Source organism: Stutzerimonas kunmingensis, from assembly GCF_900114065.1.
GTDB classification, from domain to species: domain Bacteria; phylum Pseudomonadota; class Gammaproteobacteria; order Pseudomonadales; family Pseudomonadaceae; genus Stutzerimonas; species Stutzerimonas kunmingensis.
In genome coordinates, this window is sequence record NZ_FORS01000001.1 from 200,974 (window position 1) to 217,587 (window position 16,614).

Here is a 16,614-nt window from a genome sequence, read left to right on the forward strand (position 1 = left end):
CGAGTTCAGCGCGCAGGCTTCAATGCCAGATGCGCGGCGTTCTGCAGGTCCGGCTGGCGATGATACTTGGCACCCAGATAGTGCTCGGTGAACACATCGAGCAAGGCATCGAGGGTGTTCGCCGCGGCCGACTCTCCAGCCAGATCCAGACAGAGCGCTGCGACCTCGGCGGTGCACAGATGGTCACTGCGGGTCGACCGGCGCAGCCGGTAGCGCGACAGCGCCTCCGGTCGCAGGCTCAGCACCGGCAGGCCATCCAGGTAAGGGCTCTTGCGAAACATCTTGCGCGCCTCGGTCCAGGTGGCATCGAGCAGTACGAACAGCGGGCGCTTAGCGTTCTCCCGCTCAACTTGCTCGACCACCCGCCTCGACTCGGCGTATTCACCCGGGAAGATCACCAGTGGCTGCCATTGCGGATCGGCCAGCAGCGCCAGCAATCGCGGGTCCACGTCCGTGCGCTGCCAGGTGAAGGCGAAGGTATCGCGCACCACATCGGCAATCAGCCAGCCCGTATTGCTAGGCTTGAGCGGCTCGATATCGTGCATCAGCAGGCAGACACCACAATCGCTTTCGATCGTCGGAAGCCAAGGGCAAAGGCAATGGCTGAATGGTACCCGGCAGCGCTCGCAGCGCGACGCCCGGGAGCCGCGGGCAACGAAGGGTTTGAGGCTCTTGGCCAGGCGTTCGCTGCGCAGACGGGCTACGGCATGGGGCATGAATCGACTCGAGGGTGACGATGAAGCGCGGGAGTCTACCAGCGCCAGCGAGACTTCTGCCCAGCACCGTTAAATGAACCGCACCACAGGCAGCCGGTCGAAATAGCGCAGTCAAAAGGAGACCGCCATGTATCGTCTGACCACCCTGCTCGCTCTGAGCCTCGCCCTCCCCGTTGCCCACGCCGCCTCGCTGCAGGAGCAACAGCTGAATCAGCTGCTCGAGCAGGTCGCCCGCGAAAGCAGTGTCGGAACGCCCCGCGCGATCAACGAAGACATTCTTGACCAGGGCTACACCGTAGAAAACAACATGCTGGTAAACCATCTCAGCGTACAGCCGCGGCATGCGGCGCAGATGCGCGATAACCCGGCCGATGTGCGCAACCAGCTCGCTGTTAGCGTCTGTGGCAATGAAGGACTACGCAAGCTGATGAGCCAGGGCGCAGTCCTACGCTATGACTTCAGCGAGTACCAGAGCAACAAGCCCATCGCCAGCGAGCGCTACAAGGCCTCGGACTGCGACCGCTAACAGGTGAACGCTGGCAGGCGCAGGCCACGGCCCGCCGTCCTGCCAGGTTTATTTATCAAGCGTCGCCCCGCAGTATCTGCGGATCACCTTTGCCAGCTACAGCGGCAGCCTCTTCGCTGGTGAGCAGTGCCGTGCGCGGCACATTGCGCAGGCGCGCACAGGCCGCGAGCACATTGGCCCAGCTGGCGCGATTGGCGAACTGCATACCGAACTCATCCAGCGTACCTCCGCGGTTGCGATAGCCGAGCGCCGAACACTTGCGCGCGTCCGGCAGAATCGGCCACAGGTGACCGCGCGCCACTTCTGGCCGCATGTGCGTCAACAGCACGCGCATTTCCATCGCATCCGGGAACAACCGCTCCGCCACACCTTCGCTGGCGCGCGCCCCGACTTCCCAATGATCGCGCGGCCCGCGGAAGCGGCCCGGCTCCTGCAGATAGACAAGGCGATAAGCGCAGTCGGCCTCCTTGAGCCGCTTGGCCGCACGGAGCATCTCGCCCAGCTGATAGCTGCCGTTGGCAATCAGCAGCAATGCCTCGTTGCCCGGCTGTTCCTCGACCACGATGGCGCCGTCGCGCGCCAACTGCTCGGCCTGGGCCTGATCGAAGTAGCACGGCCGGTCGCGCTTGGGCATGACCACACAGGCAAGCTCGCCCCGCGCCTGGTAGATCGATGGCAGTAGCGCCAGAGTGCTGTTGTGGTCAGCCGGAAACAGCACCCGGACCATGTCGTTCATCTCTCCGAGCAGCGCCTCGCAGAAGGTCGTGTCTTGGTGGGACTGCTGGTTCTTGCCGTTTTCCCAGGTGTGCGACGTCGCGATCAAGGGCCAGCCGAGCCAGCCTGCAGGCCTGCCAATCTCCTTTTGCTGCCGGGAAAAAATAATGCTCTGCCGCACCACGCCCAGCATCTTCACGCAGAAGGCTTCGTAGCTCGCCACCAGATTCAAGCCGCCCTGGTTGGCAAGGCAGGCGGATACCACCGCCTCCTCGTTGAGAGCGGTGATGATGGCGCCGTCCACGGCCTCCAGCTCGCTTTCCGGCTCGATGACGCGATGCTTGAGCGCCTTTAGCACGCCGCCCAAACGGTTGCTGGCCAGCTCGTCAGGATTGCCCACCCGCGGCCGCAACGCGGGGTTGGCGGCGGTCAGCTCGACGAAGAAACGATCGACCGCTGCCATTGGTGAACAGGCGTCGTCGCGGTAGTTCAACTTCGGCATGGTCGGCGAAGGCGGGCGTCGCGAGGCGAGCGGATTGTCGCGCTCCAGCGTTCGACCCTGGCGACTGCGCGTGAACAGCTCCAGTGAAGCAGCCAGCTCCTGTTGCGGTACGAACAGACGCGCCGCGTGCTCATTGAACAGGTCGCGTGACTGCTCATCGCGGCTCGGATTACCCGGCAATGGCAGGTTGTGCGCTGCGTTGCTGCCGGCACCATAGAAACCGAAGCCTTTCACCGTCTCGGCGATGCCGTAGGGCATCGGCAGCGGATAGTTGAGAATGCCGCGCGCCTTCTCTTCCACGCGTCGCTCCAGGCGCAGCTCCATCTCCCACAGGGTGGTGACGAAAGCAGCAGGATCACGCCCATCGAACGGCATCGGGTCGAAGCCGCACTGACTCAAGTGCTGACGAAAATCCTCGAGCCCCTGCTCGGTGCCAAGCGCAGTACGCTGCTCGATTCGCCGTCCGTTGGCAATCATCACCGGCAGCGCGACGCCGCAATCTTCGGCACGCCACCAGCGGGGAATCCAGTCACTGCCGCGCTGCTCTTCCGCCGCGCCATCGGAGAGGAAGGCCACCAGCGTCTCGCCCGGCAGCGGCATGTGTGCGTATTGCAACTCGGCGAAACCGAGATAACCGCCCTCGGCAATACCGCCGGCGGTGTGCGGATTGACATGGCTGCCCAGGGGCGCGAGCGGACTGCCGTCGGCGGCCTGGCCGTAACCGTAGAAATCCTGCAGCAGGCGATTCATGCCCGCCTCGCCGCCCGCATAGGCTTGCGCCTGCTCCGGATGCAGGTTGCCCGTCAGCAGGTTAAGCGCATCGACGGCCGCCACACAGTGGCCCTGCCCCATCAGCCAGGCGCGGGTGCGGCCAGTCAGTGCATTCAGGGCCAGGTAACCCGCATAGGCCGGCACCATGTTCAGCGCGCCGCCGGTATGCCCCTCGGGGTGCTGCTTGAAATCCTCGGCAGCCAACGGCGAACCGTCCAGATGCACCTGGCGCGCGTAGGTCATGTGCACCACCAGCCAGAGTCCGGCGCTGGCGACCCGGTCGACCGCCTGCAGCAGCCGGTAAACACTGGCCAGATCCGGCTGATGACCTGCCTGTACCAGCTGATGGGCCAACCGGAACACCGCCGCCTGGGTCTCCAGCGCGTGCTCGAACGGCCCGAAACCTACACGCCAGGTGGCGAACTCCGGTTCGGCTTGCGCGTGTTGATCCAGCTCGACAAGGCTGGGCAGTAGCTGACTCATGGGTTCACTCCGTTGGTAAGCGGGTTGTGCTGTAGTCTAGGCAGCGCTCGATTCGTTATCTCTGATATGTATCAAGTGGTCATGGCAACCGAGCGGGCAATGTGGACATCATCGTACAGACAGGAAGGCAACATGGCTTTGCTCAGTTTTCTAGGCGCCATTCAGCAGGTCACCGGCTCCTGCTATCTCATTGAGACCCATGACGGTGCAAGGGTTCTGCTCGAATGCGGCATGCATCAGGGCCGTCGGGAAGAAGCCGGCGGCGACCGCAGCACCTTCGCCTTCGACCCCAAGACGATCGATGCGGTGGTGCTGTCCCACGCGCATATCGACCACAGCGGCTTGCTCCCGCGCCTGGTCGCCCTCGGCTACCGCGGCGAGGTGCACTGCACCGATGCCACCGCGGAGCTGCTCGAACTGATGCTGCTGGATTCGGCGCAGATTCAGGAAAAGGATGCCGAGTGGGAAAACAAGTGGCGCGCACGGATCGGCAAACCGATGATCCAGCCGCTCTACACCCGCGTCGACGCCGAGCGCATGTTGAGCCAGCGCACTCCCCACGCCTATGGCGAGACGTTCGATGTCGCGCCAGGTGTCGCGGTGACCTTCCACGATGCCGGTCACATCCTCGGCTCCTCGATCGTGCAACTGGATGTGCACGACCATGGCAGAACACGGCGCGTGGTCTTCTCGGGCGACCTGGGCAACGACTGCTCGCCGCTGATGCATGCGCCGACCGTGCTCAAGGAAGCTGACGTGGTGCTCATGGAGTCCACCTATGGCGACCGCGACCACCGCAGCCACGAAGACACGATCGAGGAGCTGGCCGGCATCCTGCAACAGGCCCATCGCGATGGCGGCAACGTGCTGATGCCCTCCTTCGCCGTCGGACGTACGCAGGACCTGATCTACTACCTCGGGCGATTCTACCGGGAAGGCCGTCTGCCGCAGCAAGCGGTATTCCTGGACAGCCCGATGGCCATCGGCGCCAACGCCATCTACTCGCACTACAAGGATCAGCTGGATCTCGACGGCATCGACAATGCCCTGAGCGGAGCCAGCGGCAAGCTTTACGCCGAGCGCTGGTTGCCGATCCTCCGATCCACGCCGACACCGGAAGAATCGATGGCGATCAACCGCTTCAAGAGCGGCGTGATCATTATCGCTGGCAGCGGCATGTGCACCGGCGGGCGCATCCTGCACCACTTCAAGCACAACCTCTGGCGCGAGGAGTGCCATCTGGTGATCCCTGGTTTCCAGGCACGCGGTACCCTCGGCCGTGCCATCGTCGACGGAGCGAAAAGCGTCAAGTTGCTGCACCAGCGCATCGCCGTGAATGCCAAGGTGCATACCCTCGGAGGGTTCTCCGCCCACGCCGGCCAGTCTCAGCTCATCGACTGGGTCAGCAACTTCGAAAGCCGTCCGGAGCTCTACCTGGTGCACGGCGAGCTGGAGAAGATGCAGGCGCTGCAGCAGACCATCCGTGAGCGCCTGAACTGGGAAGCACGCATTCCGGAACCTGGCGACCGAATCGCCATCTGAACGCAGCCCGCCGAAGCCGCTTGCGGCTTCGGCCGACTGCGCGCCACGCAACCGGCTTGAGCCGGTTGACCGCAGCCTATAGCCTGAACGCGACGCTCATACATGGAGATGTTGTATGTCCTTTGATTCGGATGACTATCTGTCGCGGCATTTCAAGACCAGCGGCGCCGAGCTGGAAAGCAAGATCGATGAGTTGGCCGCCTTGGTCGTTCCGGAGAACAGTGCGAACCTGCCCCTATACCGGGAGATGCTGGTGACCGTCATGCGCATGGCTCAGGCCGACCGCAGCCGCTGGGATGCCAAGATCCTGCTGCAGACGATGCGCGAAATGGAGCACGCATTCAGCCGGCTCGACCAGTTCAAGCGGCGCCGCAAGGTCACGGTTTTCGGCTCAGCCCGTACGCCGGTCGAACATCCCCTGTATGCGCTGGCCCGTCAGTTGGGCTCCATCCTTGCGCATTACAACTTCATGGTCATCACCGGCGCCGGTGGCGGCATCATGGCCGCCGCTCACGAGGGCGCCGGGCGCGACAGCAGCCTCGGGCTGAACATCACGCTGCCTTTCGAGCAACACCCCAACCCGACGGTGGGTGGCACCGAGAACCTGTTGTCGTTCCATTTCTTCTTCGTGCGCAAACTGTTCTTCATCAAGGAAGCCGATGCGCTGGTGCTCTGCCCCGGTGGGTTCGGCACGCTGGACGAAGCACTGGAAGTGCTGACGCTGATCCAGACTGGCAAGAGTCCGCTGGTGCCGATCGTGCTGCTCGACGAACCCGGCGGCACCTACTGGAAGGATGCACTGCAGTTCATGCGCGGTCAGCTGGAGGAGAATCGCTACATCCTGCCCAGCGACATGCGCTTGATGCGCCTGGTGGACGATGCCGAGGAAGCAGCCAGGGAAATCGCCAACTTCTATCGCAACTTCCACTCGAGCCGCTGGCTGAAGGATCGTTTCGTTCTGCGCCTGAACCACGCACTGAACGACCAGGCGATGGAATACCTGAACGCGGAGTTCACCGATCTGTGTCTGAAAGGCGTATTCGAACAGCAGAACTGCTGTGAATCGGAACTGGACGAGCCCGAACTACAGCGCCTGCCGCGCTTGAGCTTCGTCTTCAACGGCCGCAACCACGGGCGCTTGAGGGAGCTGACGGACTACGTCAACGAACCGGCCAACTGGGCGCGGCCGCTGGCAAGCGAGGACTGATGGCCTTTGATGGCCTGGACTCCGGATATTGCGAGCACTCGTAAGGCTGGTCGGCTTCAGCACCGACTGGTCTCCGACGCGCACAACCTGGCATAGAGCCCCGTTACCGCATCAATCCGCCGAGCTGTCGCCGCGCAACACTCGACTGATCAACTCCAGCGGATAACCGCGATAGCTGAGAAAGCGCCCCTGCTTCGCCCGCTCTTTGGCATCGGCAGGCAACCGTCCAGCGAACTTGCGCTGCCAGAGTTCGCGTAGCTGCTCACCCCAGTCAAAACCACTGTCACGCAATGCCTGCTCGATATCCGCTCTGACCAGCCCGCGCTGGGCCAATTCCTCGCGGATACGCAACGGCCCATAGCCGGCATTGGCCCGGCTTCTGACAAAGCTTTCGAGATATCGGGATTCGGAAAGCAGCCCCTGCTCGCATAGACGATCCAGGGCCTGCTCGATCAACTCAGGCGGGGCGCCACGCTGGCGCAGCTTGCGAGCCAGCTCGACGCGACCATGTTCGCGTCGAGCCAGCAGATCCATGGCCGTCCGCCGTACCGCGACGGGGTTATCGAGCACGGCAGCCATGGGGATCAGAGATCGGCGTCAGCCAGATCTTCGGTAACCGGGTTGGCCTTGGTGTTTGGCGCAACTACCAGCAACTTGTCGCGGATCTGTTGCTCGATCTCCTGACCGATCTCCGGATTGTCTTCCAGATACTTGGCGGCGTTGGCCTTGCCCTGGCCGATCTTGTTGCCCTTGTAGGCGTACCAGGCGCCGGACTTCTCCACCAGGCCCTGCTGCACGCCGAGATCGATGACCTCGCCATTGCGGTAGATGCCCTTGCCATAGAGGATCTGGAACTCAGCCTGACGGAAGGGCGGCGCCACCTTGTTCTTCACTACCTTGACGCGGGTTTCGCTGCCGACCACTTCGTCGCCTTCCTTGACCGCGCCGGTACGGCGAATGTCCAGACGAACCGAGGCGTAGAACTTCAGCGCGTTACCACCGGTGGTGGTTTCCGGGCTGCCGAACATCACGCCGATCTTCATGCGGATCTGGTTGATGAAGATGACCAGGCAATTGGCGTTCTTGATGTTGCCGGTGATCTTGCGCAGCGCCTGGGACATCAGACGGGCCTGCAGGCCGACGTGCGTATCGCCCATCTCGCCTTCGATTTCGGCCTTGGGCACCAGCGCCGCCACGGAGTCGACGATGATCACATCCACCGCGTTGGAGCGCACCAGCATGTCGGTGATTTCCAGCGCCTGCTCGCCGGTATCAGGCTGCGAAACCAGCAGGTCGTCGACGTTCACGCCCAGCTTGCCAGCGTAATCCGGGTCCAGCGCGTGCTCGGCATCGACGAAAGCACAGGTGGCGCCCATCTTCTGCGCTTCAGCGATTACCGACAGGGTCAGAGTGGTCTTACCGGAGGATTCCGGACCGTAGATCTCGACGATACGGCCCTTGGGCAGGCCGCCAATTCCAAGCGCGATATCCAGGCCCAGCGAGCCGGTAGAAATGGCCGGAATGGCCTGGCGATCATGATCGCCCATGCGCATCACTGCACCCTTGCCGAACTGCTTTTCGATCTGGCCCAAGGCTGCAGCCAGGGCGCGCTTCTTGTTCTCGTCCATCAAATCCTCACTTGATCAAGAGGGCCGGAGGCCACAACAACTGTATAAGTAGCCAGTATTAGAACATAGGCAAATTTACTCGCCTAGCCCCGAAACTGTTTTTCTCCGACCGCCAGCACAAGCAAACCTTGCAACGCCGCCGCCACCGTCTGCTCACGTACGGCCTGGCGATCACCGGCGAATAGATAGCGTTGGGCCTGCAGATGCGAGTCATCTGCCCAGGCAATCCAGACCGTACCAACCGGTTTTTCTGCCGTGCCGCCGCCGGGTCCGGCAATGCCGCTGACAGCCACCGCAAAGCGCGCACCACTGTTGCGCTGCGCGCCTCGCGCCATGGCCTGCACCACTTCGGCACTGACCGCGCCGACCTGCTCGAATAGCTCAGCCGGTACGCCGAGCTGGCGCGTCTTCTGGGCATTGGAATAGGTGATGTAGCCGGCCTCGAACCAGGCCGAGCTGCCGGCAATACGGGTGATGGCCTCGGCAATGCCACCACCGGTGCAGGATTCCGCGGTGCTGACCTGCGCACCCAGTCGTTGCAGCGCATCACCCAGCTGTGCCGCCAGTTCGGTGAGATTCATCAGGGCTCCGGCCAAAGGAAAGTGGCCGATACCCTACACCAGCGGGCTCCCGAGTTCAGCCATCCGGATGGTCAATGGTCGAGTTACGCGTCGCCCATCAGGCATCCTGGCGAACCGGCAGCACGACACGCTCGCCGATGCTCCGTCCGCGACGGCTTACCACTGCATCACCATAGCGCTGGATGGGATCTGCCAGGGTTCGCTTGACGAAGAAGCCGAACAGCGTCACCAGTAACAGCATCACCGCGATGTAGAGCGGGCCGGGAATGGCCAGCGCTCCAGCACCGAAGCCCAGTCGCTCGGCGATTGCGAATACCGATGGATGAGACAGGAAGACGATATAGCCGATCCCACCTAGCGGCGCGATCCAGCGCAGCCCCTTACCACTGATGCGTGTCGCGCCAATGAAGACGGCAACACCCACCGCATAGCTGACGAAGTAGCGATACCAGGTTTCCCCGAGACCTGTATCGCGCGAGTAGGCCAGCACGCAGATCGGCAACAGAAACAGGTAGAACAGGCCCACTGCGATGCGCGCGTAATGCCCGGTATCGGGTGCACGACCGTTATCCGTGGCCTTCCACAATGCGCCGAGGAAACACACACTCAGCATCAGCGGCAGGGCCACCGGCAGCTTCATTTCCAGCTTGTAGCGCAGGAACGCGAGCAGCAGGGTGAAGACGTACTGGGCCAGCAGAAACAGCAGATCGCGCCTGGCCGAGCCGCCCAGACGCAGCGCGAAGATGACAATGCACAGCACGTAGAAGGTCAGCTCTATTTGCAGCGTCCAATACAAACCGATCACGTTTTCGACAAATACGAAGCCTTGCAGCATCGTCGCATTGATCGCGATGACAGCCGGACTGAACACCCGAGCCGGATCGTCCCAGGGAAACATCACGCCGAGAAGCAGCGATAGCCAGTACAGGGGAAACAGCCTGAAGAAGCGCTGATAGACGAAGGCTGCGACCGGCCGTTCGTAGCGATGGCGGCTCTTGTACAGCGCCGCGACGACGAAATAGCCGCTCAGGGCGAACAGCACCAGCACGCTGGTCTTGCCGACATCCAGCACCGTTTTGCTGACAAGGAACAGATCGCTGGTCAGCCCATCGAAATGGCCGTCACGCTTCATTTTTGCGATCAGATGGGAATAGGCGACGCACAACGCCGCAACGCCGCGCAGGGCGTCGAGTCCGAGTAGTCGAGACATGTCTGCTGCTCACTTGACCAGAAAAGGAGGTCGCCAGCATTACTGCAGGAAGAACTGACGCGAGGGGGTAGAACAGGCATTCGCCGAGGCTGCAATCCACAGGACGGCGAGGCACGAGCGACAATCAGGCAAGCTACCGCGCCAGGCACCGTGGGGGCCTGCGCGACTGCATGATCGAGGGAGTCGCAGGCCCGGCGCGCGCAAGGCACAAGGCGCACCGGCAACCTGTCGACAGGCCAGAGTTACCAACAGCACCGGCTCGCTTGTCAACGCATTCCGCGCCCGGCCCGACAAACGACACCCGACCAAGCGGGAACCGGTCCTCGCCCTCACCTGTGGAGCCGCTCGGCCCGTGTTAACCTTGCCGGCTTCCCGCGGGAACCTGGCTGCGGACGGTCCGACCGCACCGTCATCCGATAGCCTTCCCCGCCACTCAACGAACCGCACGCAAGCCGATGACCAAGCCCAACGCCGACCTTTCCGCCCATACGCCGATGATGCAGCAATATTGGAGACTCAAGCGCGAGCATCCGGACCAGCTGATGTTCTACCGCATGGGCGACTTCTATGAACTGTTCTACGACGATGCCAAGAAAGCCGCCGCGCTGCTCGACATCACCCTGACCGCACGCGGGCAGTCGGCGGGCACGGCGATCCCGATGGCAGGCATTCCGTTCCATTCCGCCGAGGGTTATCTGGCGCGGCTGGTGAAGCTTGGCGAGTCGGTGGTGATCTGCGAGCAGATCGGCGATCCGGCCACCAGCAAAGGGCCGGTGGAACGCCAGGTGGTGCGCATCATCACCCCCGGCACGGTGAGCGACGAGGCATTGCTCGACGAGCGTCGCGACAACCTGTTGGCTGCGGTGGTCGGTGATGAGCGCCTGTTCGGCTTGTCGGTGCTGGACATCGCCAGCGGCCGCTTCAGCGTGCAGGAGCTCAAGGGCTGGGAAACCCTGCTCGCGGAACTGGAGCGCCTGAGCCCGGCGGAACTGCTGATCCCCGACGATTGGCCGCAGGGTCTGCCACTGGAAAAACGCCGCGGTGTGCGCCGTCGCGCGCCCTGGGATTTTGATCGCGATTCGGCATTCAAGAGCCTCTGCCAGCAGTTCTCCACCCAGGACCTCAAGGGCTTCGGCTGCGAGAACCTGACGCTGGCCATCGGCGCCGCCGGCTGCCTGCTCGCCTACGCCAAGGAAACCCAGCGCACCGCCCTGCCCCACCTGCGCAGCCTGCGTCATGAGCGCCTCGACGACACGGTGATCCTCGACGGCGCCAGCCGGCGCAACCTGGAGCTGGACGTCAATCTGGCCGGCGGCCGCGAGAACACGCTGCAATCGGTCATGGACCGCTGCCAGACCGCCATGGGCTCGCGCCTGCTGACCCGCTGGCTGAACCGCCCGCTGCGCAACCGCGAGACTCTCGAAGCGCGCCAGGATTCGATCACCTGCCTGCTCGAGCATTACCGCTTCGAGCAGCTGCAGCCGCAGCTCAAAGACATCGGCGACCTGGAACGCATCCTCGCCCGGATCGGCCTGCGCAACGCCCGCCCGCGCGATCTGGCGCGCCTCCGCGACGCGCTCGCGGCGCTACCGCAGCTGCAGGCGGGCATGCTTGGCCTGGTGGCACCGCATCTGCTGGAACTGGCGAAAAGCATCAGCACCTACCCGGAACTGGCCGAACTGCTGGCCCGCGCCATCATCGACAACCCGCCGGCGGTGATCCGCGACGGCGGCGTACTGAAGACCGGCTACGACGCCGAGCTGGATGAGCTGCAGTCGCTTTCCGAGAACGCCGGCCAGTACCTGATGGACCTGGAAACCCGCGAGAAGGCCCGCACCGGGCTGGCCAACCTCAAGGTCGGCTACAACCGCGTGCACGGCTACTTCATCGAACTGCCGAGCAAACAGGCCGAATCGGCGCCAGCCGACTACATCCGCCGGCAGACGCTCAAGGGCGCCGAACGCTTCATCACCCCTGAGCTCAAGGAGTTCGAGGACAAGGCGCTGTCGGCCAAGAGCCGCGCCCTCGCCCGCGAGAAGCTGCTCTACGACGAGCTGCTGGAAATGCTCATCGGCCACCTGGCGCCATTGCAGGAAAGCGCCGCCGCGCTGGCCGAACTGGACGTGCTGAGCAACCTCGCCGAGCGGGCGCTGGATCTCGACCTGAATCGCCCGCGCTTCGTCGAGCAGCCGTGCATGCGCATCGAGCAGGGTCGCCACCCGGTGGTCGAGCAGGTACTGGAGACGCCCTTCGTCGCCAACGACCTGGGCCTCGACGATGCCACCCGCATGCTGGTCATCACCGGCCCGAACATGGGCGGTAAGTCGACCTACATGCGCCAGACCGCGCTGATCGTGCTGCTGGCACAGATCGGCAGCTTTGTCCCGGCAGCCGCCTGCGAGCTGTCGCTCGTGGACCGCATCTTCACCCGCATCGGCTCATCAGACGATCTCGCCGGCGGGCGCTCCACCTTCATGGTGGAAATGAGCGAAACCGCGAATATCCTGCACAACGCCAGTGATCGCAGTCTGGTGCTGATGGACGAAGTCGGTCGCGGCACCAGCACCTTCGATGGCCTTTCATTGGCGTGGGCCGCTGCCGAACAGCTGGCCCGACTGCGCGCCTTCACGCTGTTTGCCACCCACTACTTCGAACTGACCGTGCTGCCGGAAAGCGAGCCGGTCGTGGCCAACGTGCACCTCTCCGCTACCGAGCACAACGAGCGCATCGTCTTCCTGCACCATGTGCTGCCAGGGCCGGCGAGTCAGAGCTACGGCCTGGCGGTGGCGCAACTGGCCGGCGTGCCGGGCGAGGTCATCCAGCGTGCACGCGACCATCTGTCGCGGCTGGAAACCACCAGCCTGCCCCACGAAGCGCCGAGAATAGCGCCCGGCCAGCCGGCGCCACCGATGCAGAGTGACCTGTTCGCCAGCCTCCCGCATCCGGTGCTCGAGGAATTGGCACGGATCAATCCCGATGATGTGACGCCGCGCCAGGCGCTGGACCTGCTATACAGCTTGAAAACTCGCATTTGATACGCCGCGAAAGCTGCTAGAATCGCGCGCATTTTTTTGATAAGCGGCATTTGCCTGTGCCGCCTACTCGCAGGGGCGTCACCGTAACGCCTACCTGACACGCCTGAGGAGATAGCTAGACATGACCTTCGTCGTCACCGACAACTGCATCAAGTGCAAATACACCGACTGCGTGGAAGTCTGCCCGGTGGACTGCTTCTACGAAGGCCCGAACTTCCTGGTGATCCACCCGGACGAGTGCATCGACTGCGCACTGTGCGAGCCCGAGTGCCCGGCCCAGGCGATCTTCTCCGAAGACGAGGTACCGGAAGATCAGCAGGAGTTCATCGAGCTCAACGCGGATCTGGCGGAAGTCTGGCCGAACATCACCGAGAAGAAAGACGCCTTGGCCGATGCCGAAGAGTGGGATGGCGTGAAGGACAAACTGCAGTATCTGGAGCGCTGATCGCCAGCCGAATCCAGACAAAAAAATGCCCGCAGCGATGCGGGCATTTTCATTTTTACTACCGTAAGACGTCGACCGGTCAGGCCTTGTCGATGCCTTTTTTCAGGGTGTCTTTCACATCACCCTTGACCTGCTGGGCCTCGCCCTTCACTTCCTGGCGCTGGCCTTCGGCTTTCATGCGCTCGTTGTCGGTCGCCTCGCCCACGCCTTGCTTGATCTTGCCGACGGCTTCGTTGGTGTTGCCCTTGACCTTGTCTTCAGTACTGCTCATGGCGAACTCCTGGCTTCTCATTGGTGACATAGGGTGGACCGCCCGCGCGAAGCGTTAGTTTCCCCGGCCATCGGAACAGAGCGGCTCACGCATGGCGCGAAGGGACCAGGCGGCGCAGCAACGGTCGCCCTGCCAGGTGCAGGAACACCGGCGCGCCCACGATGAGGTAGAAGTAATAGGTCACGAAGCGCCAGATCAGAATCGCCGCTGCCGTCGTCGACTTGCCCACCATCGGCGTCAGCAGCGCGGCCGACGCCAGTTCGGCACTACCCGCCCCCCCAGGCAGCAGGCTCAGCTGCCCCGCAGTCAGCGCCAGCAGCTGGACGAGAAAGGTCCAGGCCCACGCCAGCTCGCCGCCCAGACCACGCAGCGTCAGATAGAGCACGCTGAAGCGCAGCAGCCAGTGCAGTGTGGTCAACCCGAACACCGCCAACAGAAGACGACGCGGCAGGCGAAAACAGTCGACCAGCGCATTACGGAAGCCCAGCACCTTGCGTGCCCAACGGCGCTTGCGTGACGGCTTCATGCCGAGCCGGCCAACCAGCCAGCCATTGAGCAGAAATACCTGCCGGTGGAAGCGCCCGAGCAGCGCCAGCAGCACCATCACACCGATCAATAGCGCGACGCTGAAGCCCAGCAGGCTGGCGATATGCGTGTTGAGCTTGTGGGTCAGTGCATAGAACAGCACGCCGACCAGGGCGCAGGCGAAGAACAGCAGATCGCTCAGCTGCTCCACGGCATAGGTCGCCGTGCCCTTGGCCGGCGCCACGCCCTGGCGCATGAGCAGCGCCATCAGGGTCAGCGGCCCACCGGCACCACCAGGCGTCGCACAGATGGCGAATTCGGTGGCGACGACAATACCGAATGCGCGGCGCTGGCCCAGCTTTCGACGCCCGAGCAACAGGCGTAGGCGCAGCGCATTCAGATTCCAGCCGACCAGCACCATGCCGAGCATGGTGACCAACAGGCTGCCCGGAAAATGGCGCAGACGTTCGAACAGGCCGGTGCCGCCAAGCAGAAGCGGCACCATGGCCGCCGCGAGCAAGGCACCGCCCAGCAACCACCAGCGCCGGTTCATGCCACGGCCCTCGTCTGGCGGTACTGGCGCAGCCAGTCGATCTTGGTCAGCGGTGTCCTGCCGTCCCGCAGCATCCGTTCGAGCACATCGAGCCAGTAGCGGCGGGAGAACTCGTGGCGCATATCCACCGGATGCAGGCCCAATCGCAGCAATGGCGCCTGTCGACTCTGGCGCAACTGGCGTTCGCTGACCAGCCAGGACACACCACGGCGCCAGGGGCTGCGAGCACTCCAGACCAAGCCAGGAGCGACGATTGGAGTGAAATCCGGCAGCAGGTAAAGGTGGCCTGGATCACTGGTATAGGTCAGCCCGCTGCCGGCCAGTACACGCCGGGTGCCCTCGCTCATCAGCCAGGCGGGGGCGACGAAACCATGCAGCGGCCATTGCTGGCGCCGGAACAACTCCAGGCCATGCGCCAGCCGTTCGCCGGCAGCCTGTTCGTCAAGGCAATAGAACTCGCCTTCATGGGTGTACACCCGGCGCATGAACCAGTCCCGCGGCGTCTTCGGCGCGGGCTCGAGATCGGCGTGGTAGCAGCCGTGCAGCACCAGTTCGTCACCACGCTGCGCACGCCGGTCCAGCAGCCGGCAAAACTCCGGCTGCCGCTCCAGCGGATTGCGCTGATGAAAGTCCGGGACCACCAGCCAAGTGATCGGCACGCCGCCGATGGTATCCACCGCCTCGACGAAGGGCCGGTAGTCCGGCCAGGTTTCCGCGGCCACGTCGTGCAGCACCAGCGTCAGAGCAGCCTCAGCCATGTACGGCTACCGGCAGGTCCGCTGTGCCGAGCACCGCGTGATAATGGGCGAGTAACCCCGCCACCACGGCATCCCAGGCATGATGCGCCTCGACATGCTGGCGCGCCTGCTGTCCGAGCAGTCGCGGATCGTCTTCGAACAGCTCGCGCACGGCATGCGCCATGGCCCTCGGGTCGAGCGGCCGACACAGGCGCCCGGTGTAGAACGGCACCAGCTCCGGTAACGCACCGGCACGCGCGGCGATCACCGGAATACCGCTGGCCATGGCTTCGAGCGCCACCAGGCCGAAGGTCTCCTGATTGCCGGCATGCAGCAGCACATCGCTACTGGCCATGTAGCGCGCCACTTCGCTGGCACAACAGAAGCGGTCGATCACCGTGACGTTGTCCGGCACCCGCTGCGGCATGCTCGAACCCACCAGCAACAGGTGGTACGGCTTGCCGAGCTGGCGCGCGGTTTCCAGCAGGACGTGCAGGTTTTTCTCCCGCGAACCGCGCCCGGCAAAGATCATCAGCCGGGTGTCGTCGGCCAGGCCCAGCTCGCGGCGCAGATCGGGGTCGCGCCGCTCGGGGCAGAAGGTGTCCAGATCAACGCCCAGGGGCTGCACGAAGACGTTCTTCACGCCGAGGTGCAAGAGCTTGTCGGCCATCACTTCGCTGGGTGCCAACACCCGATCGAAGCTGCCGTACAGCTTTGAAACGTAGCCATTGAGGTTGGTGCCCAGCCAGCTGCCGATGCGGTTGCTGACCAACAGTGGCAGGTCGGAGTGATAGAAACCAATGACCGGAACATTGAGCCGGCGCCCGGCATCCAGTGCCGCCCATGCGGTCATGTAGGGATCGCCGACCTCGATCAGATCGGGACGCAGCGAACGCAGCAGATTGCGCCAGGGCGCGCGGCGGATCGGAAAGCGGTAGCCCTTGCCGAAAGGCAGGATCGGTGCCGGCACCTCATAGAGGCCATCGTTGTGACTGTAATCGCCGCCCGGCACCAGAATGCTGTGCCGCACGCCGGAGTAAAGCTGCAGCCTGCGATGCTTCGCCTCGAGGTAGGTGCGCACGCCACCACTGGCGGGCGCGTAGAACATGGTCATATCCGCGATATGCAAGGTACTTCTCCGTCGGTCCCATAGCAGAACTCCGGCCTC

15 protein-coding genes are annotated in these 16,614 nt (G+C 63.6%); 5 read left to right on the forward strand and 10 right to left on the reverse strand.

The genetic code is table 11. From position 1 onward, the window contains the following. Positions 1 to 5 precede the first annotated feature (5 nt). The gene (locus BM275_RS00995) at positions 6 to 716 is read right to left on the reverse strand and encodes a tRNA-uridine aminocarboxypropyltransferase (RefSeq protein ID WP_090519008.1); all 711 of its coding nucleotides are present in this window, start codon (positions 714 to 716) and stop codon (positions 6 to 8) included. 127 nt (positions 717 to 843) lie between these two features. Here BM275_RS00995 and BM275_RS01000 point away from each other — a divergent pair, with 127 nt between their 5' ends. After that, positions 844 to 1,242, forward strand: a complete 399-nt coding sequence (locus tag BM275_RS01000; RefSeq protein WP_090519009.1) for a PA3611 family quorum-sensing-regulated virulence factor — start codon at positions 844 to 846, stop codon at positions 1,240 to 1,242. 55 nt (positions 1,243 to 1,297) lie between these two features. Here the strand turns inward: BM275_RS01000 and BM275_RS01005 are convergent, their stop codons facing one another. After that, the gene (locus BM275_RS01005; RefSeq protein ID WP_090519010.1) at positions 1,298 to 3,712 is read right to left on the reverse strand and encodes a phosphoketolase family protein; all 2,415 of its coding nucleotides are present in this window, start codon (positions 3,710 to 3,712) and stop codon (positions 1,298 to 1,300) included. 132 nt (positions 3,713 to 3,844) lie between these two features. On the opposite strand from BM275_RS01005, the gene BM275_RS01010 reads away from it, so the two are divergent. Continuing rightward, the gene (locus BM275_RS01010) at positions 3,845 to 5,254 is read left to right on the forward strand and encodes an MBL fold metallo-hydrolase RNA specificity domain-containing protein (protein ID WP_090519011.1); all 1,410 of its coding nucleotides are present in this window, start codon (positions 3,845 to 3,847) and stop codon (positions 5,252 to 5,254) included. A 115-nt stretch (positions 5,255 to 5,369) separates the two neighbouring features. Then, on the forward strand, positions 5,370 to 6,461 hold the full coding sequence (locus BM275_RS01015) for an LOG family protein (protein ID WP_023444835.1): 1,092 nt from the start codon (positions 5,370 to 5,372) through the stop codon (positions 6,459 to 6,461). 111 nt (positions 6,462 to 6,572) lie between these two features. Here BM275_RS01015 and recX read toward each other — a convergent pair whose 3' ends face one another. The 4 genes from recX to BM275_RS01035 form a co-directional block, all read right to left on the reverse strand. Further along, positions 6,573 to 7,040 carry a recombination regulator RecX gene (gene recX, locus BM275_RS01020; protein WP_090519012.1) on the reverse strand — a complete coding sequence of 156 codons (468 nt, stop codon included), beginning with the start codon at positions 7,038 to 7,040 and terminating at the stop codon, positions 6,573 to 6,575. A gap of 5 nt (positions 7,041 to 7,045) precedes the next feature. Further along, on the reverse strand, positions 7,046 to 8,089 hold the full coding sequence (gene recA, locus BM275_RS01025; RefSeq protein ID WP_014819877.1) for a recombinase RecA: 1,044 nt from the start codon (positions 8,087 to 8,089) through the stop codon (positions 7,046 to 7,048). An 83-nt stretch (positions 8,090 to 8,172) separates the two neighbouring features. Beyond that, positions 8,173 to 8,670, reverse strand: a complete 498-nt coding sequence (locus tag BM275_RS01030; RefSeq protein WP_090519013.1) for a CinA family protein — start codon at positions 8,668 to 8,670, stop codon at positions 8,173 to 8,175. Between the two features lie 97 nt (positions 8,671 to 8,767). Further along, positions 8,768 to 9,880: an acyltransferase family protein gene (locus BM275_RS01035; RefSeq protein WP_090519014.1), complete on the reverse strand. Its 1,113-nt coding sequence runs from the start codon at positions 9,878 to 9,880 to the stop codon at positions 8,768 to 8,770. 455 nt (positions 9,881 to 10,335) lie between these two features. Between BM275_RS01035 and mutS the strand changes: the two genes are divergently transcribed. Next, positions 10,336 to 12,915: a DNA mismatch repair protein MutS gene (gene mutS, locus BM275_RS01040; RefSeq protein ID WP_090519015.1), complete on the forward strand. Its 2,580-nt coding sequence runs from the start codon at positions 10,336 to 10,338 to the stop codon at positions 12,913 to 12,915. Between the two features lie 121 nt (positions 12,916 to 13,036). Continuing rightward, positions 13,037 to 13,360, forward strand: a complete 324-nt coding sequence (fdxA, locus tag BM275_RS01045; protein WP_003285709.1) for a ferredoxin FdxA — start codon at positions 13,037 to 13,039, stop codon at positions 13,358 to 13,360. A 79-nt stretch (positions 13,361 to 13,439) separates the two neighbouring features. Here fdxA and BM275_RS01050 read toward each other — a convergent pair whose 3' ends face one another. From BM275_RS01050 to BM275_RS01065, 4 genes are all read right to left on the reverse strand, one after another. Further along, positions 13,440 to 13,631, reverse strand: a complete 192-nt coding sequence (locus BM275_RS01050) for a CsbD family protein (RefSeq protein WP_090519016.1) — start codon at positions 13,629 to 13,631, stop codon at positions 13,440 to 13,442. Between the two features lie 85 nt (positions 13,632 to 13,716). After that, positions 13,717 to 14,709: a glucosaminyl phosphatidylglycerol flippase gene (locus BM275_RS01055; RefSeq protein ID WP_090519017.1), complete on the reverse strand. Its 993-nt coding sequence runs from the start codon at positions 14,707 to 14,709 to the stop codon at positions 13,717 to 13,719. Further along, a complete protein-coding gene (locus BM275_RS01060; protein WP_090519018.1) occupies positions 14,706 to 15,467 on the reverse strand; it encodes an N-acetylglucosaminyl phosphatidylglycerol deacetylase in 762 nt (253 codons plus the stop codon). The genes BM275_RS01055 and BM275_RS01060 overlap by 4 nt, the downstream gene beginning before the upstream one ends. Next, positions 15,460 to 16,575, reverse strand: a complete 1,116-nt coding sequence (locus BM275_RS01065; protein ID WP_041013530.1) for an N-acetylglucosaminyl phosphatidylglycerol synthase — start codon at positions 16,573 to 16,575, stop codon at positions 15,460 to 15,462. The genes BM275_RS01060 and BM275_RS01065 overlap by 8 nt, the downstream gene beginning before the upstream one ends. Positions 16,576 to 16,614 lie beyond the last annotated feature (39 nt).

Bases quoted from the DNA above. Each gene is read 5' to 3' on its own strand.
- recA (WP_014819877.1), bottom strand. From the start codon at position 8,089: ATGGACGAGAACAAGAAGCGCGCCCTGGCTGCAGCCTTGGGCCAGATC.
- BM275_RS01015 (WP_023444835.1), top strand. From the start codon at position 5,370: ATGTCCTTTGATTCGGATGACTATCTGTCGCGGCATTTCAAGACCAGC.
- recX (WP_090519012.1), bottom strand. From the start codon at position 7,040: ATGGCTGCCGTGCTCGATAACCCCGTCGCGGTACGGCGGACGGCCATG.
- BM275_RS00995 (WP_090519008.1), bottom strand. From the start codon at position 716: ATGCCCCATGCCGTAGCCCGTCTGCGCAGCGAACGCCTGGCCAAGAGC.
- BM275_RS01030 (WP_090519013.1), bottom strand. From the start codon at position 8,670: ATGAATCTCACCGAACTGGCGGCACAGCTGGGTGATGCGCTGCAACGA.
- BM275_RS01055 (WP_090519017.1), bottom strand. From the start codon at position 14,709: ATGAACCGGCGCTGGTGGTTGCTGGGCGGTGCCTTGCTCGCGGCGGCC.
- BM275_RS01060 (WP_090519018.1), bottom strand. From the start codon at position 15,467: ATGGCTGAGGCTGCTCTGACGCTGGTGCTGCACGACGTGGCCGCGGAA.
- BM275_RS01010 (WP_090519011.1), top strand. From the start codon at position 3,845: ATGGCTTTGCTCAGTTTTCTAGGCGCCATTCAGCAGGTCACCGGCTCC.
- mutS (WP_090519015.1), top strand. From the start codon at position 10,336: ATGACCAAGCCCAACGCCGACCTTTCCGCCCATACGCCGATGATGCAG.
- BM275_RS01005 (WP_090519010.1), bottom strand. From the start codon at position 3,712: ATGAGTCAGCTACTGCCCAGCCTTGTCGAGCTGGATCAACACGCGCAA.
- fdxA (WP_003285709.1), top strand. From the start codon at position 13,037: ATGACCTTCGTCGTCACCGACAACTGCATCAAGTGCAAATACACCGAC.
- BM275_RS01000 (WP_090519009.1), top strand. From the start codon at position 844: ATGTATCGTCTGACCACCCTGCTCGCTCTGAGCCTCGCCCTCCCCGTT.
- BM275_RS01035 (WP_090519014.1), bottom strand. From the start codon at position 9,880: ATGTCTCGACTACTCGGACTCGACGCCCTGCGCGGCGTTGCGGCGTTG.
- BM275_RS01050 (WP_090519016.1), bottom strand. From the start codon at position 13,631: ATGAGCAGTACTGAAGACAAGGTCAAGGGCAACACCAACGAAGCCGTC.